Genomic DNA, 17,023 nt, shown 5'->3' on the forward strand with positions numbered 1-17,023 from the left:
GGGGCGAAAGTGTCAACGTCGCGAGCGCGGCGGACGTGTACCGGGCTGCTTGCGCCCGTTCCGCCGTCCGGCCTTGTGGAAGGAACGCGTCGCCGCCGGCATCTTGCGTCCCTCGCTCAGCATCTCGAAGCGCAGCGCGCCGGCCAGCGGCACTGCTTCCACAAGCTTGACCTCGACGACGTCGCCGAGCTGATAACCGAGCCCGGACTTCTCGCCCGTCAGGGCCTGATGCGCTTCGTCGTAGATATAGTAGTCCCGGCCCAGTGTTGAAACCGGGATAAAGCCATCTGCGCCAAATTGCGGCAGGGCAACGAACAGACCGGACTTGGTCACGCCGCGGATCTGCCCCTCGAACTCATCGCCGATGCGTCCGGCAAGATGATGCGCGATCAAGCGGTTGACCGTGTCGCGCTCGGCCGCCATCGCGCGGCGCTCAAAGGTCGAGATCTCGGCGGCGATATCCTCGAGGCTCGCTTCCTCGTCCGGCGTGATCCCGCCTTCGCCCAAGCCCAGCGACCCCACCAGCGCCCGATGCACGATCAGGTCGGCATAACGGCGGATCGGCGAGGTGAAATGGGCGTATTTCATAAGGTTGAGGCCGAAATGGCCGATATTCTCGGGGCTGTAGATCGCCTGGCTCTGGCTGCGCAGCACCATCTCGTTGACGATGGTCTGATGCGGCGTGTCCTCGGCTTTCGCCAGAATGCCGTTGAACGAGTTGGAGCGCATGTTGCCGCCCTTGACCAGCGACATGCCGAGCGTTGCAAGAAACTCTCGCAGGACTTCCTGCTTGGCGAGTGTCGGTGCGTCATGGATGCGGTAGATCAGCGGTTGGCGCTTCTTCTCCAGCGTCTCGGCAGCCGCGACGTTCGCCTGGATCATCATTTCTTCGATCAGCTTGTGGGCGTCGAGCCTCTCGGGCACATGCACGCGATCGACCGTGCCGTCTTCCTTGAGGATGATCTTGCGCTCCGGCATGTCGAGTTCGAGCGGCTGGCGACGGTCACGGCCGCGCTTCATCACGGCGTAAGCATGCCACAGGGGCTTCAGGATCGGCTCCAGCAACGGACCGGTCTTGTCATCGGGCTTGCCGTCGATGGCGGCCTGCGCCTGTTGGTAGGACAGCTTGGCCGCGCTCTTCATCATGATGCGATGAAAGGTGTGGCTCGCCTTGCGGCCCTCATGCGAGAAGACCATGCGCACGGCGAGCGCCGGACGGTCGACGCCTTCGCGCAGCGAGCAGAGATCGTTCGAGATCCGCTCGGGCAGCATCGGCACGACACGATCGGGGAAATAGACGGAATTGCCGCGTTTCAGAGCTTCGCGATCCAGCGCCGATTTCGGCCGGATGTAATAGGAGACATCGGCGATCGCCACCGTCACGATCACGCCGTCAGGATTGTCCGGCGAGGTGTCGAGCTCGGCATAGACGGCGTCGTCATGGTCCTTGGCATCATGCGGGTCGATGGTGATGAGCGGCAGGTCGCGCCAGTCTTCCCGATGCGACATGGAAGCAGGCTTGGCGGCCTCGGCCTCCGAGATCACCGACTGCGGAAAGATGTGCGGAATGCCATGAGCGTGGATTGCGATCATCGAGATCGCCTTTTCCGAGGCAACCGATCCGACGACGTTGAGTACCTTGGCCCGCGCCAGGCCGAAACGAGCTGAACGACCGACCTCCACCTCGACGAGGTCGCCATCCTTGGCCTCGCCGATGTCGCTGGCGTCGATCTGCATTTCCTCGCCGCGGCGCTCGATCGGCATCAGGCGCGCGCCACCGTCAGGCATCATCCGTACCACGCCCATCACGGCGCCGACATGGCGATCGAGGATCTTGATCACGCGGGCGGTATAGGCCGGGCCGGAGCGGTCCTTGTTGGCGAAGATCTTGGCGAGCACACGGTCGCCAAGGCCACCAACAGGCGCCTTGCCCTTGGAACGGTCGGAACTCGACTGGCGGATCAGAACGGCCGGTGCCGCGCCTGCCTCTTCCGGCCACTCGGCCGGCCGGCCGATCAACTCGCCGTCCTTGTCGCGCGTGGTGATGTCGAGAACCGTGACCGGGGGCAGGGCGCCGGGTCGTGTTAGCGACTTGCGGCTCTTCTGCACGAGGCCGTCCTCTTCAAGATCCTTCAGCGCCTGCTTCAACTCGACGCGCTGCTCGCCCTTCAGCCCGAAAGCCTTGGCGATCTCGCGCTTCGAGGCGCGATCCGGATTGTCGGTGATGAACTGCATGAGCACTTCACGAGGCGGCACTTCCCCATGGATTAAGGCCGTGGGGTTTTCGGTCCTAGCCTTGGCCGCGCCTTCCGCCCGCCGGCTCTTGCGGTTACCGGAGCCGGGTGTTTCGGAGGGGTCGCGGTGTCTCTTGCTCAAGTCGCACTCTTCTTCGTTGTCTTTGCTTTTGTGGCCGTCTTGGCCGGCGCCTTCTTGGTGGCTGCAGCTTTCGGCTTCGCGACCGTCTTCTTCGGCTTTGCCGCCGCACCGTCTTCCGACTTTGCCTTGGCAGACTTGGCCGGAGCCTTCTTGGCCTTGCTCTTGCCGCCGCTATCCTTGGCCGCCCGCTCGGCGATCAGCACCAGGGCTTCCTCGACGGTGACGCTTTGCGGATCCTTGCCCTTCGGCAGGGTGGCATTCACCTTGCCCCAATTGACATAGGGACCAAAACGACCTTCACGGACCGTCATGGCGCCACCGTCAGGATGCTCTCCGAGCTCCTTCAGCGCAACCGCAGCCGTGCGGCCACGGCCGCCCGGATTGGCCTTCTTTTCGGCAAGCACGGTGACGGCACGGTTGAGGCCGATCGAAAGCACGTCCTCTATCCCTTCGAGGTTGGCATAGGTGCCGTCATGCAGCACGAAGGGCCCGTAGCGGCCGAGCCCGGCCGAAATCATCTTGCCGGTTTCCGGATGCACCCCCACGTCGCGCGGCAGCGACAGAAGCGACAGCGCCTTTTCGAAATCGATATCCGCTGGCGCCCATCCCTTCGGCAGCGAGGAGCGCTTGGCCTCCTTGCCATCGCCGCGCTGGACGTAAGGTCCGAAACGACCAGAGCGCAGCGTTATCTCTTCCTCTGTCACCGGATCCTTGCCGAGTGCCCGTGGCTCATTGCCGCCGGCTTCGGCTTCGGCACCGCCGTCGCTGGTCAGCTGGCGGGTGAAGTTGCACTCCGGATAGTTCGAACAGCCGACAAAGGCGCCGTATTTGCCGAGCTTCAGCGACAGATTGCCCGTGCCGCAGACCTGGCAGATGCGCGGATCGGACCCGTCCTCGCGCTTCGGGAAGACGAGCGGCGCCAGCGCCTCGTTCAGCGCGTCGAGCACGTTCGTGACGCGCAGTTCCTTGGTGTCTTCGATCTGGGCGAAGAAATCCTGCCAGAAGGCGCGCAACACGTCCTTCCAGTTCAACTCGCCGGCCGAGATCTTGTCGAGCTTCTCTTCAAGATCGGCCGTGAAGTCGTATTCGACATATTTGGTGAAGAAGTTCTCGAGGAAGGCCGTGACCAGCCGTCCCTTCGAATGCGGGATCAGCTTGCGCTTGTCCATGATGACATATTCGCGGTCGCTGAGCGTCTTCAGTGTCGCGGCATAGGTCGACGGACGGCCGATGCCGAGCTCTTCCATCTTCTTGATCAGCGAGGCTTCCGAATAACGCGGCGGCGGCTCGGTGAAATGCTGGCTCGAATTGATCTTGTTCTTGGCCAAGGCCTCGCGGGCATTGATCTCGGGCAGGCGACCATCCTCGTCGTCGCCATCCTCCGCCGGTTCGCCCTCTTCGCGCTGGTCGGTATAGGCGGCAATGAAGCCGTCAAAGCGGATGACGGAGCCGACGGCACGCAGGCCTGCCTTGTCGCCCTTGTTGTCAGCCAGGATCTCGACCGTGGTCCGCTCGATTTCGGCAGACGCCATCTGGCTGGCGATACCGCGCTTCCAGATCAGGTCATAGAGACGCAGCTGGTCGGCGTCGAGGAAGCGGCGCACCTTGTCCGGCGAACGGTTGAAGTCGGTCGGGCGGATCGCTTCGTGGGCTTCCTGGGCGTTCTTCGCCTTGGTCGAATAGATGCGCGCCTTTTCCGGCACGTAGCGCGGACCGAATTGATCGAGAACAGCCGAACGCGCAGCCTCGATCGCTTCAGGCGCCATCTGCACGCCGTCGGTACGCATATAGGTGATCAGACCGACGGTCTCACCGCCGATATCGATGCCTTCATAGAGCTTCTGCGCCACCTGCATGGTGCGCGAGGCCGAGAAGCCGAGCTTCGAGGATGCGGCCTGCTGCAGGGTTGAAGTGGTGAAGGGCGGGCCTGGATTGCGCTTGACCGGCTTTGCCTCGACGCTGTCGACAGCAAAGGCTGCACCTTCGAGCAGGGCCTTGATGCCGGCTGCCTGATCACCATTGGTGACCGAGTTGCGCTGCATGCGCTTGCCTTGATGCGAGACGAGCTTCGCCTCGAATTCGTCACCGCGCGGTGTCTTCAGAAGCGCGGAGATGTTCCAGTATTCTTCTGCGACGAAGCGTTCGATCTCGGTTTCACGGTCGCAAACGAGGCGTAGCGCCACCGACTGCACGCGGCCGGCTGAGCGGGCACCCGGCAGCTTGCGCCAGAGAACCGGCGACAGATTGAAGCCGACGAGATAGTCGAGCGCGCGGCGGGCGAGATAGGCATCGACCAGCGGTGTGTCGATATCGCGCGGATTGGCCATGGCATCGAGCACGGCCTTCTTGGTGATCGCGTTGAACACGACGCGCTTTACCGGCTTGTCGCCGATCACCTTCTTCTTTTTCAGAAGGTCGAGCACGTGCCACGAAATCGCTTCCCCTTCGCGATCAGGGTCGGTCGCGAGAAACAGGCCGTCGGAGGACTTCACCGCATCGGCAATGTCCTTCATGCGCTTTTGCGAGGCCGTATCGACCTCCCAGAACATCTCGAAATCCTGGTCTGGCAGAACGGAGCCATCCTTGGCCGGCAGATCGCGCACATGGCCGAATGAGGCGAGCACCTTGTATCCGGGACCTAGATACTTGTTGATCGTCTTGGCCTTGGCCGGGGATTCTACGACTACGACGTTCATTGGACAGCTATACCTTCAACGCATCCGATCAGCGGCACCGCACCACAGTCTTCGGAACACGGTTTTCCGACATGGAGGGCGAAACGGCTGCGGTCAAGAGGCGGGGCCTATTTTCCGACCTATGGATATATGCAACCTGTGGGGGATCATAGGTAGATTGCAATCTTAGATAAATGGTCTATTGTGTTTTACCGGGGATGGCGAGGCTGGGTTGTGACGGCCTCTTCGGAAGACGGACAAGAGCGATGGCACGAGACACAGTCGACATGAACGGTCGCGCGACCCGCACGATGGAAAACATCGCATACATCCGTCAGATGCTCGCCGAGTTGCGGCTGGTTGCCGAAAACGAAGGGGCGGAAATGCTCTGTTATCTGATCGAGATGGCCTATGTCGAAGCCGGCGATGTCCAGTCCGGCCGTCGTTCGCTTTCAATCCATCATGCTCAGCGAGACAAACCCTCCCGCATGCCGCTCTAGCCGCCCGGCGATATCGAGCTCCAGCAAGACCAGATACACCGAAGACGCCGGCAAGGCCGTGTGACGGATGATATCGTCGATCTCGACGGGCGTCGGGCCGAGCGCCTGCACGATGACGAGCCGTTCGTCATCATTCGGCGGAGGAGCAAGCGGTCTGTCTCCCGCCTCGTCGGCAGGCTCGTCTGCCTCGGTCGGGCTGAAGAGATCAAGTTCGGAAATCGGCGCCAGCGCCTGCAACACATCCTGTGGTCTGGTGGTGACGGTCGCTCCGTCCTTGAGCAGACCGTTTGTGCCCTCGCAGCGCGGATCGAGGGGTGAGCCGGGAACCGCAAAGACCTGGCGACCGAATTCCCCCGCAAGTCTTGCGGTGATCAGCGATCCGGACCGCGCTGCCGCCTCAATGACCACCACGCCCAGAGCCACACCAGCGATCAGCCGGTTGCGTCGGGGAAAATCGCGCGCCCGCGGTTCCCAGCCGAAGGGCATCTCGGAAATGGCGAGACCGCGACCGCTGCAGATCTGGTCCAGAAGATCGATGTTCTCGGGAGGGTAGGGCTGATCGAGGCCGCCGGCCATGGCTGCAATTGTGCCGGTGTCGAGGCTGGCCCGATGGGCTGAGGCATCAATGCCGCGAGCAAGGCCGGACACGATGGTATAGCCGGCACGCCCGATCTCCCGCGCCATCATCGCCGCAAATTTCGCACCGCTGATCGAGGCGTTGCGCGATCCGACGATGCCGACGGCCGGAAGGCTCGCGACCTCAAGGTCGCCCTTGGCGGCAATCAGGGGAGGGGCCGCATCGATCTGTCGGAGTGCGGCGGGATAGTCGGGCTCGCCGATGCCGATGAATCGCGCGCCGAAACGAGAGGCTGTCTCGATTTCGCGCTCGGCCTCACCAACGGTTGCGATGCGAATGCTGCGGGTCGATCCGCCCCGCCTCGAAAGCTCCGGAAGGGCCTCGATCGCCGTCTCGGCCGAGCCGAAGTGGTTGATCAGGTCCCGGAAAGTGGCGGGGCCGACATTGTCGCTGCGGATCAGCCTCAGCCAGGCGATCCTCTGGCGGTCCGTCAGCGCAATCCCCTTTCGTCTTGCGCCGCCTGAACCCATGGCTCTCCTCTAGCCTTTTTTGCCGATCTTGCTCTCGGTTCCCGCGATCAGCCGCCCGATATTCTCTTTGTGACGCCAGTAGGTGATGACGGTCATGACCGCCGTCACGATCGCAGCCTCTTCAACCCCAAGTATCCACAATACAACCGGGATGACAAGTGTGGCGATGAGCGCGGACAACGAAGAGTAGCGGGTGATGAAGGCAACCGAGAGCCAGACGATGGCGAAGACAAGAACCATGAGAGGCGCAACGCCGAGCAGCGTGCCGATATAGGTTGCGACACCCTTGCCGCCCTTGAAGCCAAGCCAGATGGGGAAAAGGTGACCGATAAAGGCTGCGAAGCCGCCGAAGAGAGCAGCATTGTGACCGAAGACCGCATGCGCGATCAGGGCTGCAGCCGTGGCCTTCAGCGCATCAAGGAGGAGGGTGGCGGCCGCCAGCTTCTTGTTGCCGGTGCGCAGCACGTTTGTCGCGCCGATATTGCCCGAGCCGATCGAGCGCAGGTCGCCGAGGCCAGCCATCTTGGTCAGCACCAGCCCGAAGGGGATGGAGCCGAGCAGGTAACCGAACAGGAGGACGATGGCGAGGTTGCCCCAGCCGAGGGCGGAAATGTCGATCATGGGTATCCCTGTCCCCTTTGGTCTAGAGCGAGTGGACGCACTGGCCTGCAACATAGGTTGCAACGGCCCGGCCCGAGAAGCGCGCATCTTCGAAAGGCGTGTTCTTCGAGCGTGCAAGAAGACTGTCGCGTAACACGAGCCACGGCTCGTCGAGATCGACGAGCGTGATGTCGCCGTGAGCTCCCGGCTTCAGCGTGCCACCGGGAAGGCCAAAGATTTCGGCGGGCCTCGTCGACATGGCATCGATCAGCCGCATCAGCGGCACCTGGCCGGCATGGTGCAGCCGAAGCGCTGCCGACAGCATGGTTTCGAGCCCGATTGCCCCGTCCGCCGCCTCGCCGAAGGGCAGGCGCTTGGTGTCGACGTCCTGCGGATCATGCGAGGAAACGATGATGTCTATCTGCCCCTTGGCCAGCGCATCGACCATCGCCATGCGATCGTCTTCCGAGCGCAGCGGCGGATAGAGCTTGAAGAAGGTCCTGTACTCGCCGATGTCGTTTTCGTTGAGGCTCAGGTGATTGATCGAGATGCCGCAGGTGACCTTGGCACCGCGCTTGCGCCCGAGCTCAATCGCCTCGACCGATTCTGGAATGGAGATCTGCGAGGCGTGATACTTGGCCCGCGTCAGTGCTGCGATCCTGAGGTCGCGCTCCAGGGGAATGAGTTCGGTTTCACGCGGAATGCCGCCGAGCCCAAGCCAGCTTGCGAGCAGTCCCTCGTTCATCACGCCATTGGCAGCGAGATACTTCTCCCGCGTTTCGAGCGCGATCACGGCGCCGAATTCGCGGGCATAAGTCATCGCGCGACGCAAAACCTGTGTGTCGTTGAGCCCGTGGCGGCCATTGGTGAAGGCGACAGCGCCAGCCTGCTGCAGGAGGCCCATCTCTGTCATCTCGGCGCTGGTCATGCCCTTGGTCAGAGCCGCTGCCGGATAGACGCGGACATCGGCCGTATCGCGGGCCGTCTTCTTGACGAACTCCACAAGCGCGATGTCATCGATGACGGGATCCGTTTCCGGCATCATGATGAAAGAGGTAATGCCGCCGGCCGCTGCCGCCTTGCTGGCCGAGGCGATGGTTTCGCGGTGTTCTGCTCCGGGCTCGCCGACGAAGACGCGGGCATCCACGAGACCTGGGATGGCGGTGAGGCTTCTGCAGTCACGGATTTCGGCGCCCTCGGGCGCGCCCTGGTTTTGCGCATCGGCGCCGGACGCGAGGATCTTGCCGTCGGCACCGACGATGATGGTCCCGATTTCGTCGAGCTTGCGCGAGGGATCGACGATGCGAGCATTCTTGAGAACGAGAGGCTTTTTCATGCGCCCATTCCCTCCGAACGCGGTCCCTGGTTCTGCGAGACGAGCAGAGTTTCCATGACGGCCATGCGAACCGCGACCCCCATCTCGACCTGGCTTTCGATCACGCTCTGCGGACCGTCTGCGACTTCAGACGCGATCTCGACGCCCCGGTTCATCGGGCCCGGATGCATCACGAGCGCATCCTCCTTGGCGGCCTTCAGCTTTTCGGCATCCAAACCATAGAAGTGGAAATACTCACGCACCGACGGCACAAAGGAGCCGGACATGCGCTCGCGCTGCAGCCGCAGCATCATCACGACGTCGGCATCCTTCAGGCCTTCCTTCATGTCATGGAAGACCTCGCAGCCCATGTCGGCGATCCCGGCCGGCAGAAGCGTCGCCGGTGCCACGACCCGGACGCGGGCGCCCATGGCATTGAGCAGCAGGATGTTGGAGCGCGCGACGCGCGAATGCAGGACGTCACCGCAGATCGCGACGATGATGCGCGACAGCTTGCCCTTGGCACGGCGGATGGTGAGCGCATCGAGCAGCGCCTGGGTCGGATGCTCGTGCTGCCCGTCACCGGCATTGACCACCGAGCAGGCGACCTTTTGCGACAGAAGCGCGGCAGCGCCCGCCGAAGAATGGCGCACCACGAGCACATCAGGCCGCATGGCGTTCAGCGTCATGGCCGTGTCGATCAGCGTCTCACCCTTTTTGACGGATGAATTTCCGACCGACATGTTCATCACGTCGGCGCCGAGGCGCTTGCCCGCCAGCTCGAACGAGGCTTGCGTCCGCGTGGAGGCTTCGAAGAAGAGGTTGATCTGGGTGAGGCCCCTCAGCGTGGAAGTCTTCTTCTCCCGCTGGCGGCTGATTTTGACGGCTTCGTCTGCCTTGTCCAACAGGAACGTGATGTCCTGCTCGGTAAGGCCCTTGATGCCGATGAGATGGCGATGGGGAAAGAAGACCATGGACGTCCTCCTGAGATGTCACGCGGTCTATAAAGTGTGGGATCGGACCCGGCAAGCACATGCTAGGTGGATTGACGCACGGTCCCCATGTAATAGGAGCGAATGCACGGTAGGGAACACCGGCGGTTTCGCCTTGGATGCTCCAACCGCAATGGATGACGAAGACGAAGCGTTGGCGGACCAACCTGCGTCTCCCACAAGATCGGCAGGATTGATGAACCGTACGGAAGAAAAACTCGCAGCGCTCAACCAGCCCAAGCCCTGGTCCGGCATCAATGCCTACCGCGCCGATCCGCTGCTTGTTGATCTGACATCCTCACTGTCGCGTCCGCTGCGGGAGGAATACGACGTCATCGGCAAATACGTGACTTCGCCGGAAGCACAGGAACTGGCGCGCATGGCCAATGCCAGCCCGCCGCAGCTCAGGACCCATGGCGTGCGCGGCGAGCGCCTCGACGTCGTCGAATTCCACCCCGCCTGGCATGCCCTGATGCGCCGCTCGATGGCCTCGGGCTTGCATTCCTCGGTGTGGGAAAATGCGCCGGAGGCCCGTGGTCACGAACACAAGGCGCGCGCCGTTCGCTTCTTCCTGACGGCCCAGCTCGAATCGGGGCATCTCTGCCCGCTCACCATGACCAGCGCTTCGGTCACAGCCCTCGTCGCCTCTCCGGCCGTCCAGAAGGAATGGACGCCGCGGATCCTATCGCGCAAATACGACAGCAGCAACAAGCCGCCGATGCAGAAGAGCGCCGTCACCATCGGCATGGGCATGACCGAAAAGCAGGGCGGCACGGATGTCCGCGCCAACACCACCATGGGCGAGCGAGTGGGTGAGGGGATCTACCGCCTGTCCGGCCACAAATGGTTCATGTCCGCCCCGATGAGCGACGCCTTCGTGATGCTCGCCCAGACCAAGGACGGTATGGGGTGCTTCCTCGTGCCGCGCCTGCTCGAAGACGGCTCCACCAATGGTTTGGAGTTCCAGCGCCTGAAGGACAAGCTCGGTAACCGGTCGAACGCCTCTTCCGAAGTCGAGTTCTCCGAAACCTTCGGCTTCCTGCTCGGCACGCCGGGGGACGGCGTGCGCACCATCCTCGACATGGTAACGCTGACCCGCCTCGACTGCGCGCTCTCCTCCGCCGGCATGATGCGCGCCTCCATGGCCGAGGCTGTCCATCACGTGCGCGGCCGCATGGTTTTCGGCAAGAACCTCATTGATCAGCCGATGATGACTCGCGTGCTCGCCGACATGGCGCTCGATGTCGCAGCAGCGACGGCACTCGCCTTCCGTCTCGCCGACAGCTTCGACAAGGCGCGCGAAAGCCCTATTGACGCGGCCTATGCCCGTGTCATGACCCCGGTTGCCAAATACTGGGTCTGCAAGATCGCCCCGTCCCTCATCTATGAGGCCATGGAATGCATCGGCGGCAGCGGTTACGTCGAGGAGCGCCCGATCGCTCGGCACTACCGTGAAGCTCCGGTCAATGCGATCTGGGAAGGCTCCGGCAATGTCATGGCGCTGGATGTGCTGCGTGTCTTGAGCCGCGGCAAGGATCTCTTCGAGACGCTGTTTGCCGGGCTTGAGCGCGACCTCGGCCCCTCCGGCAAGAAGACCGTCGAAGTCTTGCGTGCTGCAACGGCGCTTGCGGAACGCGACGAAGCCGCCGGCCGTCTGCTCATCGAGCAGCTGGCGCTCGCGGCCGGTGCCGCCGAGCTCTACCGGCTGGGTGCCGGCAAGATCGCCGATGCCTTCCTCGAATCACGTCTCGCCGGTGGCTGGCGCCATACCTATGGCGTGCTCGATGCGCGTTTCGATTCGCGTTACGTGCTCGATCTTCTCTATCCGCCGGCTGCCTGACCGGCGAGATAGAGCACGACGGGGATGGTGAAGAAGGCAGCGACGGTCTGCACGGTGGCCGCTGCCGCATAGAGATCGGCATCGCCACCCATCTGCTTGGCGAGCACATAGCCATTCATGGCGGTCGGAACCGCGGCACCCAGCGCGATCATCACGAGGATTTCGCCTGAGAGACCGAAGGCAAGCGCGAGCAGCACTGCGACGGCCGGGAACACCAGGAGCTTCAGCACTACCGTCATCAACACGCTCGGCCTCGGTTTGAGGGCATCCGCGACACGCAGACCTGCGCCGACGGTCACTAGACCCAGCCCGAGCGAAGCGCTGGCAATCAGGTCGACCGCGGTCATGACAGGTGCGTAGATCGAAATCCCTGCAAAATTCACGAGCACACCCAGCAAGGCACCGATGATGATCGGATTGGTGATGATCCTGACGACGAAGGTCTTCAGACCCCGACTCTTGCCGGAGAACCAGACCATCACCCCGACATTGATGAGGTTGAGCGGTATGATGATCGACGCCATGATGATGGCGATGACGGACAGGCCCGTCTGTCCCGTCAACTTCTCCGCAATGGCGAGCGCCATGAAGCCGTTCCAGCGCGTCGATGTCTGGAATACCGAGGTGTAGGAAGGTTCGCTCATGCCGCGCGACTTGAGAAGCGGCCAGATCGCAAGAACGAGTGCAGTCATGACACCGACCGCGAGCAGGGAAACCAGTCCGACGCTACCGCTGTCGAGTGCCGAGAAGTCCGTGGTCGACAGTGTCTGGAAGAGCAGCGCCGGAAACAAAACGAAATAGCCGAACTGCTCCAGCCCGCTCCAGAAGCTCTCGTTGATGAGCGTGGTGCGCTTCAACACGACGCCGAGAATCACGAGCAGGAAGATCGGCAGAATGCTTTCGAATATGATGAGCATGGCGGGTCCTGGATGGCGGGCAGGGGAGGGGTAGTCCTGGCACCCCCTGCTTTCAATCGAAAATCGTGTCCCGACGACATTTTCGGCCAAGTGGCTGTAACTGCTCATCCACAGGCGCCGTTAACCTTAACAAAGGGTTTACGTTGCGTGTTCGTGCCGAACAGGCCACCTTTTGCACGGGACAGACGTTAAAGGGCGAAGTGGTGACGGACGCGCTTGTTGCACGACCGGTGGCAACCATCATGATGATGGTATTTTTCTCGGGATTGGCGCTCGATATCGCCGTCCCGGCCGCCGTGCTGTCCGTCATGGCTTCCCTGAAATGGCTGGTGGAAAACTGGCCGGCGACAAATGATTTGTCGTTCGATCAAAAGGCGGAAACGGCATGAAGACACTTCTGCTCTTGTGGGCTTTGCCCATCACGATCCTGGGCGCCTGGTACGGTCTGTCCTACTACGACATGAGCTTCGGCATTTTCATGCTGACGCGGGACGCCCATGATCTGGTCTTCCAGATCTATGGCAACGTCCTCGGCATTGCGCCCGAGACGATCCCGCCTCTGGTCGCGCGGGCGATCGTCGTCGATAGCCTGATCCTGTTTGCGATCATCGGCTTTCGCCGCCGCAAGCAGATCAAGGCCTGGTGGGCCGCCCGTCAGGCGAAGTCGGCGGAACTGTCCGAGGTGCGGGCAAGCCCGGAGAGCCTGTCAAGCGCTCCCTGAAGAATGAAGCTCGCAGCGGCGGAATCGATCCGCTCGCTGCGCTTGGCTCTCGAGACGTCCATTTCCAGAAGCGCTCTTTCGGCAGCGACCGTCGACAGCCGCTCGTCCCAGTAGACGAAGGGGATATCGGTTTTCTCCGACATCGAGCGCACGAAGGCGCGTGTCGCCTGGACGCGAGGACCCGACGAGCCATCCATGTTGACCGGCAGGCCGATGACGAAGGCGGCAATCTTCTCTTTCGCCGCAAAGGCGAGCAGAACTTCGGCATCCTGCGTGAATTTCACCCGCTTGATAACAGGGCGAGGGGTGGCAAAGCGCCGGCCGAGATCGGACGCCGAAAGTCCGATCGTCTTCGTGCCGAGGTCGAGCCCGGCAATGGCTTCACCGGGTTTCAACCGTTCAGCCAGTTCCTCGATCGTCAGGGTGGCCATCTTGTCTCGCCGATCAACGCTTGCGTACGAATTCGGTTCTGAGCACCAGACCCTTGATCCCGTCAAAGCGGCAGTCGATTTCCTCGGGATCATCCGTCAACCTGATCGAGCGGATAACCGTGCCCTGCTTCAGCGTCTGGCCGGCACCCTTCACCTTGAGATCCTTGATCAGCACGACCGAATCGCCGTCGGCAAGTTCGGTGCCGGAGGCGTCGCGGGCGATGGGCTTGGCGGCGGCCGCTGCTGCAACTTCGGACGCCGGACGCCATTCGCCGGTCGCCTCGTCATACACGTAGTCGTCATCGGCCATGGTGGTTCCTTTCTTGCGCTCGGCGCTACGGCTGTCATGCTGGTCGCTTAGACCAGCATAGGCATAGAAGCAACTCGGCGCGACTGTTGCCGATGGAGCGCCCCGCCATATATTGCGAACGATATCAAGGACCGGAGACTCAACGCATGAAAATCACCTGGCTCGGCCACGCCGCCTTCCGTCTCGACTCGGCCAAGGCCTCGATCCTTATCGATCCCTTCCTCACCCATAATCCTGGCTTCGCCGGTCTCGACCGCAAGGACATGACCAAGGGTGTGACGCACATCCTGCTCACCCACGGTCACGGCGACCATGTCGGCGATACGGTGCAGCTAGCGCAGGAAACCGGCGCCACGGTGCTTGCCAATGCCGATCTCGCCGCCTGGCTTGGATCCAAGGGTGTCGACAAGCTGGAAATGGGCAACACCGGCGGCACCATCCATTTCGAGGGCTTTACGGTGACCTTCACCAATGCGCTGCATTCCTCCGCTCAGATCACCGAAGACGGCGTGTCGCACGCGCTTGGCAACGCCAACGGCCTGATGCTGCATTTCGACGACGAAGCTTCGGTGCTCCACATGGGCGACACCGATATCTTTTCCGACATGAAGCTGATCCACGAATTGCACCAGCCCGATGTCGGAATCGTCCCGATCGGCGACCGCTTCACCATGGGCGGTGCAGTGGCAGCACTGGCCTGCCAGCGCTTCTTCGACTTCAAGACGGCGATCCCCTGCCACTACGGGTCCTTCCCGATCATCGACCAGACGCCGGAGAAATTTGTCGCCGGCATGGATGGAACGCGCACCCGTGTGGCGACTCCGCAGGCCGGCACGGCCATCGAGGTCTGACAAACCCCGTTGCCTCAGCGCTTGACGGCCATTATAGCGAAGAAAACAGCTTATCCGGAGAATGCCATGTCTGTTGACCTCGCCACCGTCAAGCGCGTCGCGCGCCTTGCCCGCATCGCTGTCAGCGAAGAGGATGCCGCACGCATGACCGGAGAATTGAATGGCATTCTCGGTTTCGTCGAGCAGTTGAACGAAGTGGACGTGACCGGTGTCGAGCCGATGACCTCGGTGACCCCCATGGCCATGAAGAAGCGTGAAGATGTCGTCACCGACGGCAACAAGGCCGACGACATCGTCGCCAATGCGCCGGCCACCGATCGCAATTTCTTCCAGGTGCCGAAGGTCGTCGAATAAGACGCCTGACCGAACCCTGAGCGCCTCCCGATTATCAGGGCCTGCCGGCCCACCGACAGTTTGAAGTGAACCTGCCATGAGCGAATTGATCAGCCTCACCATCGCCGAAGCCCGCGCGAAACTCGCCGCCAAGGAGATCAAGGCCGTCGAACTGACGGACGCCTATCTCGCCGCGATTGAGGGTGCGAATACCGATCTGAACGCCTATGTCGCCGTGACCCCGGATGTCGCTCGCGAGATGGCGAAGGCATCCGACGCCCGCATCGCAGACGGCAAGGCCGGCGTGCTCGAAGGCATTCCGCTCGGCGTCAAGGATCTTTACGCCACCCGCGACGTGCATACCCAGGCCTGCAGCCACATCCTCGACGGCTTCAAGCCGAAGTATGAATCGACCGTGACCCAGAACCTCTGGGATGCCGGCGCCGTTATGCTCGGCAAGCTCAACATGGACGAATTCGCCATGGGCTCGTCGAACGAGAGCTCCTATTACGGTCCTGCCGTTAACCCGTGGAAGGCCAAGGGGTCGGATGAGAAGCTGGTTCCAGGCGGCTCCTCCGGTGGCTCTGCTGCAGCCGTTGCCGCGCATCTCTGCGCCGGTGCCACGGCAACCGACACCGGCGGCTCGATCCGCCAGCCGGCTGCTCTCACCGGCACCGTCGGCATCAAGCCGACTTACGGCCGCTGCTCGCGTTTCGGCATCGTCGCATTTGCCTCGTCGCTCGATCAGGCCGGTCCCATCGCCCGCGACGTCCGCGATGCTGCGATCCTTCTGAAATCCATGGCCAGCGTTGACCCGAAGGACACGACTTCTGTCGACCTGCCGGTTCCGGACTACGAAAAGGCCATCGGCGGCTCGGTGAAGGGCATGAAGATCGGCATTCCCAAGGAATACCATATCGAAGGCATGTCAGAAGAGGTCCTGGCCCTCTGGCAGCAGGGCATTGCCTGGCTCAAGGAGGCCGGCGCCGAGATCGTCGACATTTCCCTGCCGCACACGAAATACGCGCTGCCGGCCTATTACATCGTGGCACCCGCCGAAGCCTCGTCGAACCTCGCCCGCTATGACGGCGTTCGTTACGGTCTGCGCGTCGACGGCAAGGACATCGTCGACATGTACGAGAAGACCCGGGCCGCAGGCTTCGGCAAGGAAGTCCAGCGCCGCATCATGATCGGGACCTATGTGCTGTCTGCCGGCTATTACGACGCCTACTATCTGAAGGCCCAGAAGGTCCGCACGCTGATCAAGCGCGACTTCGAACTCGCCTTCGAAGCCGGCGTCGACGCAATCCTGACGCCGATCACGCCGTCGTCTGCCTTTGCGATCGGCGACAAGGAACTCGCGGCCGATCCGGTCAAGATGTACCAGCAGGACGTCTTCAGCATCACGCTGAACATGGCCGGTCTGCCGGGCATCTCGGTTCCCGCCGGCCTCGATGCCAAGGGCCTACCACTCGGTCTTCAGGTCATCGGCAAGCCCTTCGAGGAGGAAACCCTCTTCAAAACGGCTCATGTCATCGAACAGGCTGCCGGCAAGTTCATGCCGGCCAAGTGGTGGTAAAGGACTTCGTCATCCGTGACATGACAGCGGCCGATGCGGACAGCGTCGGCCGCGTCGGTTTCGACGCCTGGGCTGCGAACCCCGTGCTGAATGCCTTCGGCGTCGACATGATGGTTCGCATTCGCCTGAGCTTCCGCCGTTTTGCCCAGGAGCATTACAGCCTGATCACCGTCGGCGAGCTCGGCGACGAGATTGCTGGCTGGATCGCCCGTGACGGTGCGCGCGACTACATCTCCGATCTCTGGGTGAGCCCCGCCCATCAGAGTCTCGGCATCGGCTCGGCGCTCGTCTCGAGGCTCCTGCGCGAGATGCGCGCCGAAGGTTTGAAGCGAGCGCGGATTGACACGCATGCCGCCAACGAAGGCGCAATCCGGCTTTACAAGGATCTGGGCTTCACTATCTTCTGGCGCGGCATGCAGAATTCGCCGTCCATGGGAATGGCGGTCGACAAGGTGAAGATGCAGCTGGTGTTTTGA

The 17,023-nt window shown here is 62.3% G+C and carries 17 protein-coding genes; 8 read left to right on the top strand and 9 right to left on the bottom strand.

What is annotated here, in order from left to right; genetic code table 11:
• Nucleotides 1-12 precede the first annotated feature (12 nt).
• Nucleotides 13-2,376, bottom strand: coding sequence for a ribonuclease R (rnr, locus tag D4A92_RS15315; RefSeq protein WP_203015098.1), 2,364 nt, complete (start codon nt 2,374-2,376; stop codon nt 13-15).
• Complete coding sequence (gene topA / locus D4A92_RS15320) at nt 2,373-5,072, bottom strand: type I DNA topoisomerase (RefSeq protein ID WP_203015101.1); 2,700 nt, start codon at nt 5,070-5,072, stop codon at nt 2,373-2,375. The genes rnr and topA overlap by 4 nt, the downstream gene beginning before the upstream one ends.
• A gap of 245 nt (nt 5,073-5,317) precedes the next feature.
• Between topA and D4A92_RS15325 the strand changes: the two genes are divergently transcribed.
• Complete coding sequence (locus tag D4A92_RS15325) at nt 5,318-5,551, top strand: hypothetical protein (protein ID WP_203015105.1); 234 nt, start codon at nt 5,318-5,320, stop codon at nt 5,549-5,551.
• Here the strand turns inward: D4A92_RS15325 and dprA are convergent.
• The 4 genes from dprA to D4A92_RS15345 are packed head-to-tail and all read right to left on the bottom strand — an operon-like array spanning nt 5,504 to nt 9,547.
• Nucleotides 5,504-6,658 carry a DNA-processing protein DprA gene (gene dprA / locus D4A92_RS15330; RefSeq protein WP_203015118.1) on the bottom strand — a complete coding sequence of 385 codons (1,155 nt, stop codon included), beginning with the start codon at nt 6,656-6,658 and terminating at the stop codon, nt 5,504-5,506. The two genes, D4A92_RS15325 and dprA, sit on opposite strands and share 48 nt — an antisense overlap.
• Before the next feature lie 9 nt (nt 6,659-6,667).
• Nucleotides 6,668-7,279, bottom strand: a complete 612-nt coding sequence (plsY, locus tag D4A92_RS15335; RefSeq protein ID WP_203015121.1) for a glycerol-3-phosphate 1-O-acyltransferase PlsY — start codon at nt 7,277-7,279, stop codon at nt 6,668-6,670.
• 22 nt (nt 7,280-7,301) lie between these two features.
• The gene (locus D4A92_RS15340; RefSeq protein ID WP_203015124.1) at nt 7,302-8,594 is read right to left on the bottom strand and encodes a dihydroorotase; all 1,293 of its coding nucleotides are present in this window, start codon (nt 8,592-8,594) and stop codon (nt 7,302-7,304) included.
• On the bottom strand, nt 8,591-9,547 hold the full coding sequence (locus tag D4A92_RS15345) for an aspartate carbamoyltransferase catalytic subunit (protein ID WP_136558595.1): 957 nt from the start codon (nt 9,545-9,547) through the stop codon (nt 8,591-8,593). Before D4A92_RS15345 ends, D4A92_RS15340 begins: the two co-directional genes overlap by 4 nt.
• A 214-nt stretch (nt 9,548-9,761) precedes the next feature.
• On the opposite strand from D4A92_RS15345, the gene D4A92_RS15350 reads away from it, so the two are divergent.
• Nucleotides 9,762-11,405, top strand: a complete 1,644-nt coding sequence (locus tag D4A92_RS15350; protein ID WP_203015142.1) for an acyl-CoA dehydrogenase family protein — start codon at nt 9,762-9,764, stop codon at nt 11,403-11,405.
• Here the strand turns inward: D4A92_RS15350 and D4A92_RS15355 are convergent.
• Complete coding sequence (locus tag D4A92_RS15355) at nt 11,387-12,322, bottom strand: AEC family transporter (protein WP_203015145.1); 936 nt, start codon at nt 12,320-12,322, stop codon at nt 11,387-11,389. The genes D4A92_RS15350 and D4A92_RS15355 overlap by 19 nt on opposite strands.
• Before the next feature lie 143 nt (nt 12,323-12,465).
• Between D4A92_RS15355 and D4A92_RS15360 the strand changes: the two genes are divergently transcribed.
• The gene (locus tag D4A92_RS15360; RefSeq protein WP_203015147.1) at nt 12,466-12,711 is read left to right on the top strand and encodes a hypothetical protein; all 246 of its coding nucleotides are present in this window, start codon (nt 12,466-12,468) and stop codon (nt 12,709-12,711) included.
• Entirely contained in the window at nt 12,708-13,043 is a 336-nt protein-coding gene (locus D4A92_RS15365; protein WP_006727613.1) for a DUF6105 family protein, read from the top strand. The genes D4A92_RS15360 and D4A92_RS15365 overlap by 4 nt, the downstream gene beginning before the upstream one ends.
• Here D4A92_RS15365 and ruvX read toward each other — a convergent pair.
• Together ruvX and D4A92_RS15375 are read right to left on the bottom strand one after the other, a co-directional pair.
• Complete coding sequence (gene ruvX, locus D4A92_RS15370; protein WP_203015150.1) at nt 12,977-13,474, bottom strand: Holliday junction resolvase RuvX; 498 nt, start codon at nt 13,472-13,474, stop codon at nt 12,977-12,979. The genes D4A92_RS15365 and ruvX overlap by 67 nt on opposite strands.
• Before the next feature lie 13 nt (nt 13,475-13,487).
• Nucleotides 13,488-13,784, bottom strand: coding sequence for an alkylphosphonate utilization protein (locus D4A92_RS15375; protein WP_006727615.1), 297 nt, complete (start codon nt 13,782-13,784; stop codon nt 13,488-13,490).
• Nucleotides 13,785-13,930: 146 nt separating this feature from the next.
• On the opposite strand from D4A92_RS15375, the gene D4A92_RS15380 reads away from it, so the two are divergent.
• The 4 genes from D4A92_RS15380 (at nt 13,931) to D4A92_RS15395 (ending at nt 17,023) form a co-directional block, all read left to right on the top strand.
• The gene (locus D4A92_RS15380; protein ID WP_203015152.1) at nt 13,931-14,635 is read left to right on the top strand and encodes a metal-dependent hydrolase; all 705 of its coding nucleotides are present in this window, start codon (nt 13,931-13,933) and stop codon (nt 14,633-14,635) included.
• Between the two features lie 66 nt (nt 14,636-14,701).
• Nucleotides 14,702-14,989 carry an Asp-tRNA(Asn)/Glu-tRNA(Gln) amidotransferase subunit GatC gene (gatC, locus tag D4A92_RS15385; protein WP_076395817.1) on the top strand — a complete coding sequence of 96 codons (288 nt, stop codon included), beginning with the start codon at nt 14,702-14,704 and terminating at the stop codon, nt 14,987-14,989.
• 76 nt (nt 14,990-15,065) lie between these two features.
• Nucleotides 15,066-16,547, top strand: coding sequence for an Asp-tRNA(Asn)/Glu-tRNA(Gln) amidotransferase subunit GatA (gene gatA, locus D4A92_RS15390; protein WP_203015155.1), 1,482 nt, complete (start codon nt 15,066-15,068; stop codon nt 16,545-16,547).
• Entirely contained in the window at nt 16,541-17,023 is a 483-nt protein-coding gene (locus D4A92_RS15395; protein WP_203015158.1) for a GNAT family N-acetyltransferase, read from the top strand. The genes gatA and D4A92_RS15395 overlap by 7 nt, the downstream gene beginning before the upstream one ends.

This window comes from Rhizobium rosettiformans, from assembly GCF_016806065.1.
In the GTDB taxonomy this organism is placed as follows: Bacteria; Pseudomonadota; Alphaproteobacteria; order Rhizobiales; family Rhizobiaceae; genus Allorhizobium.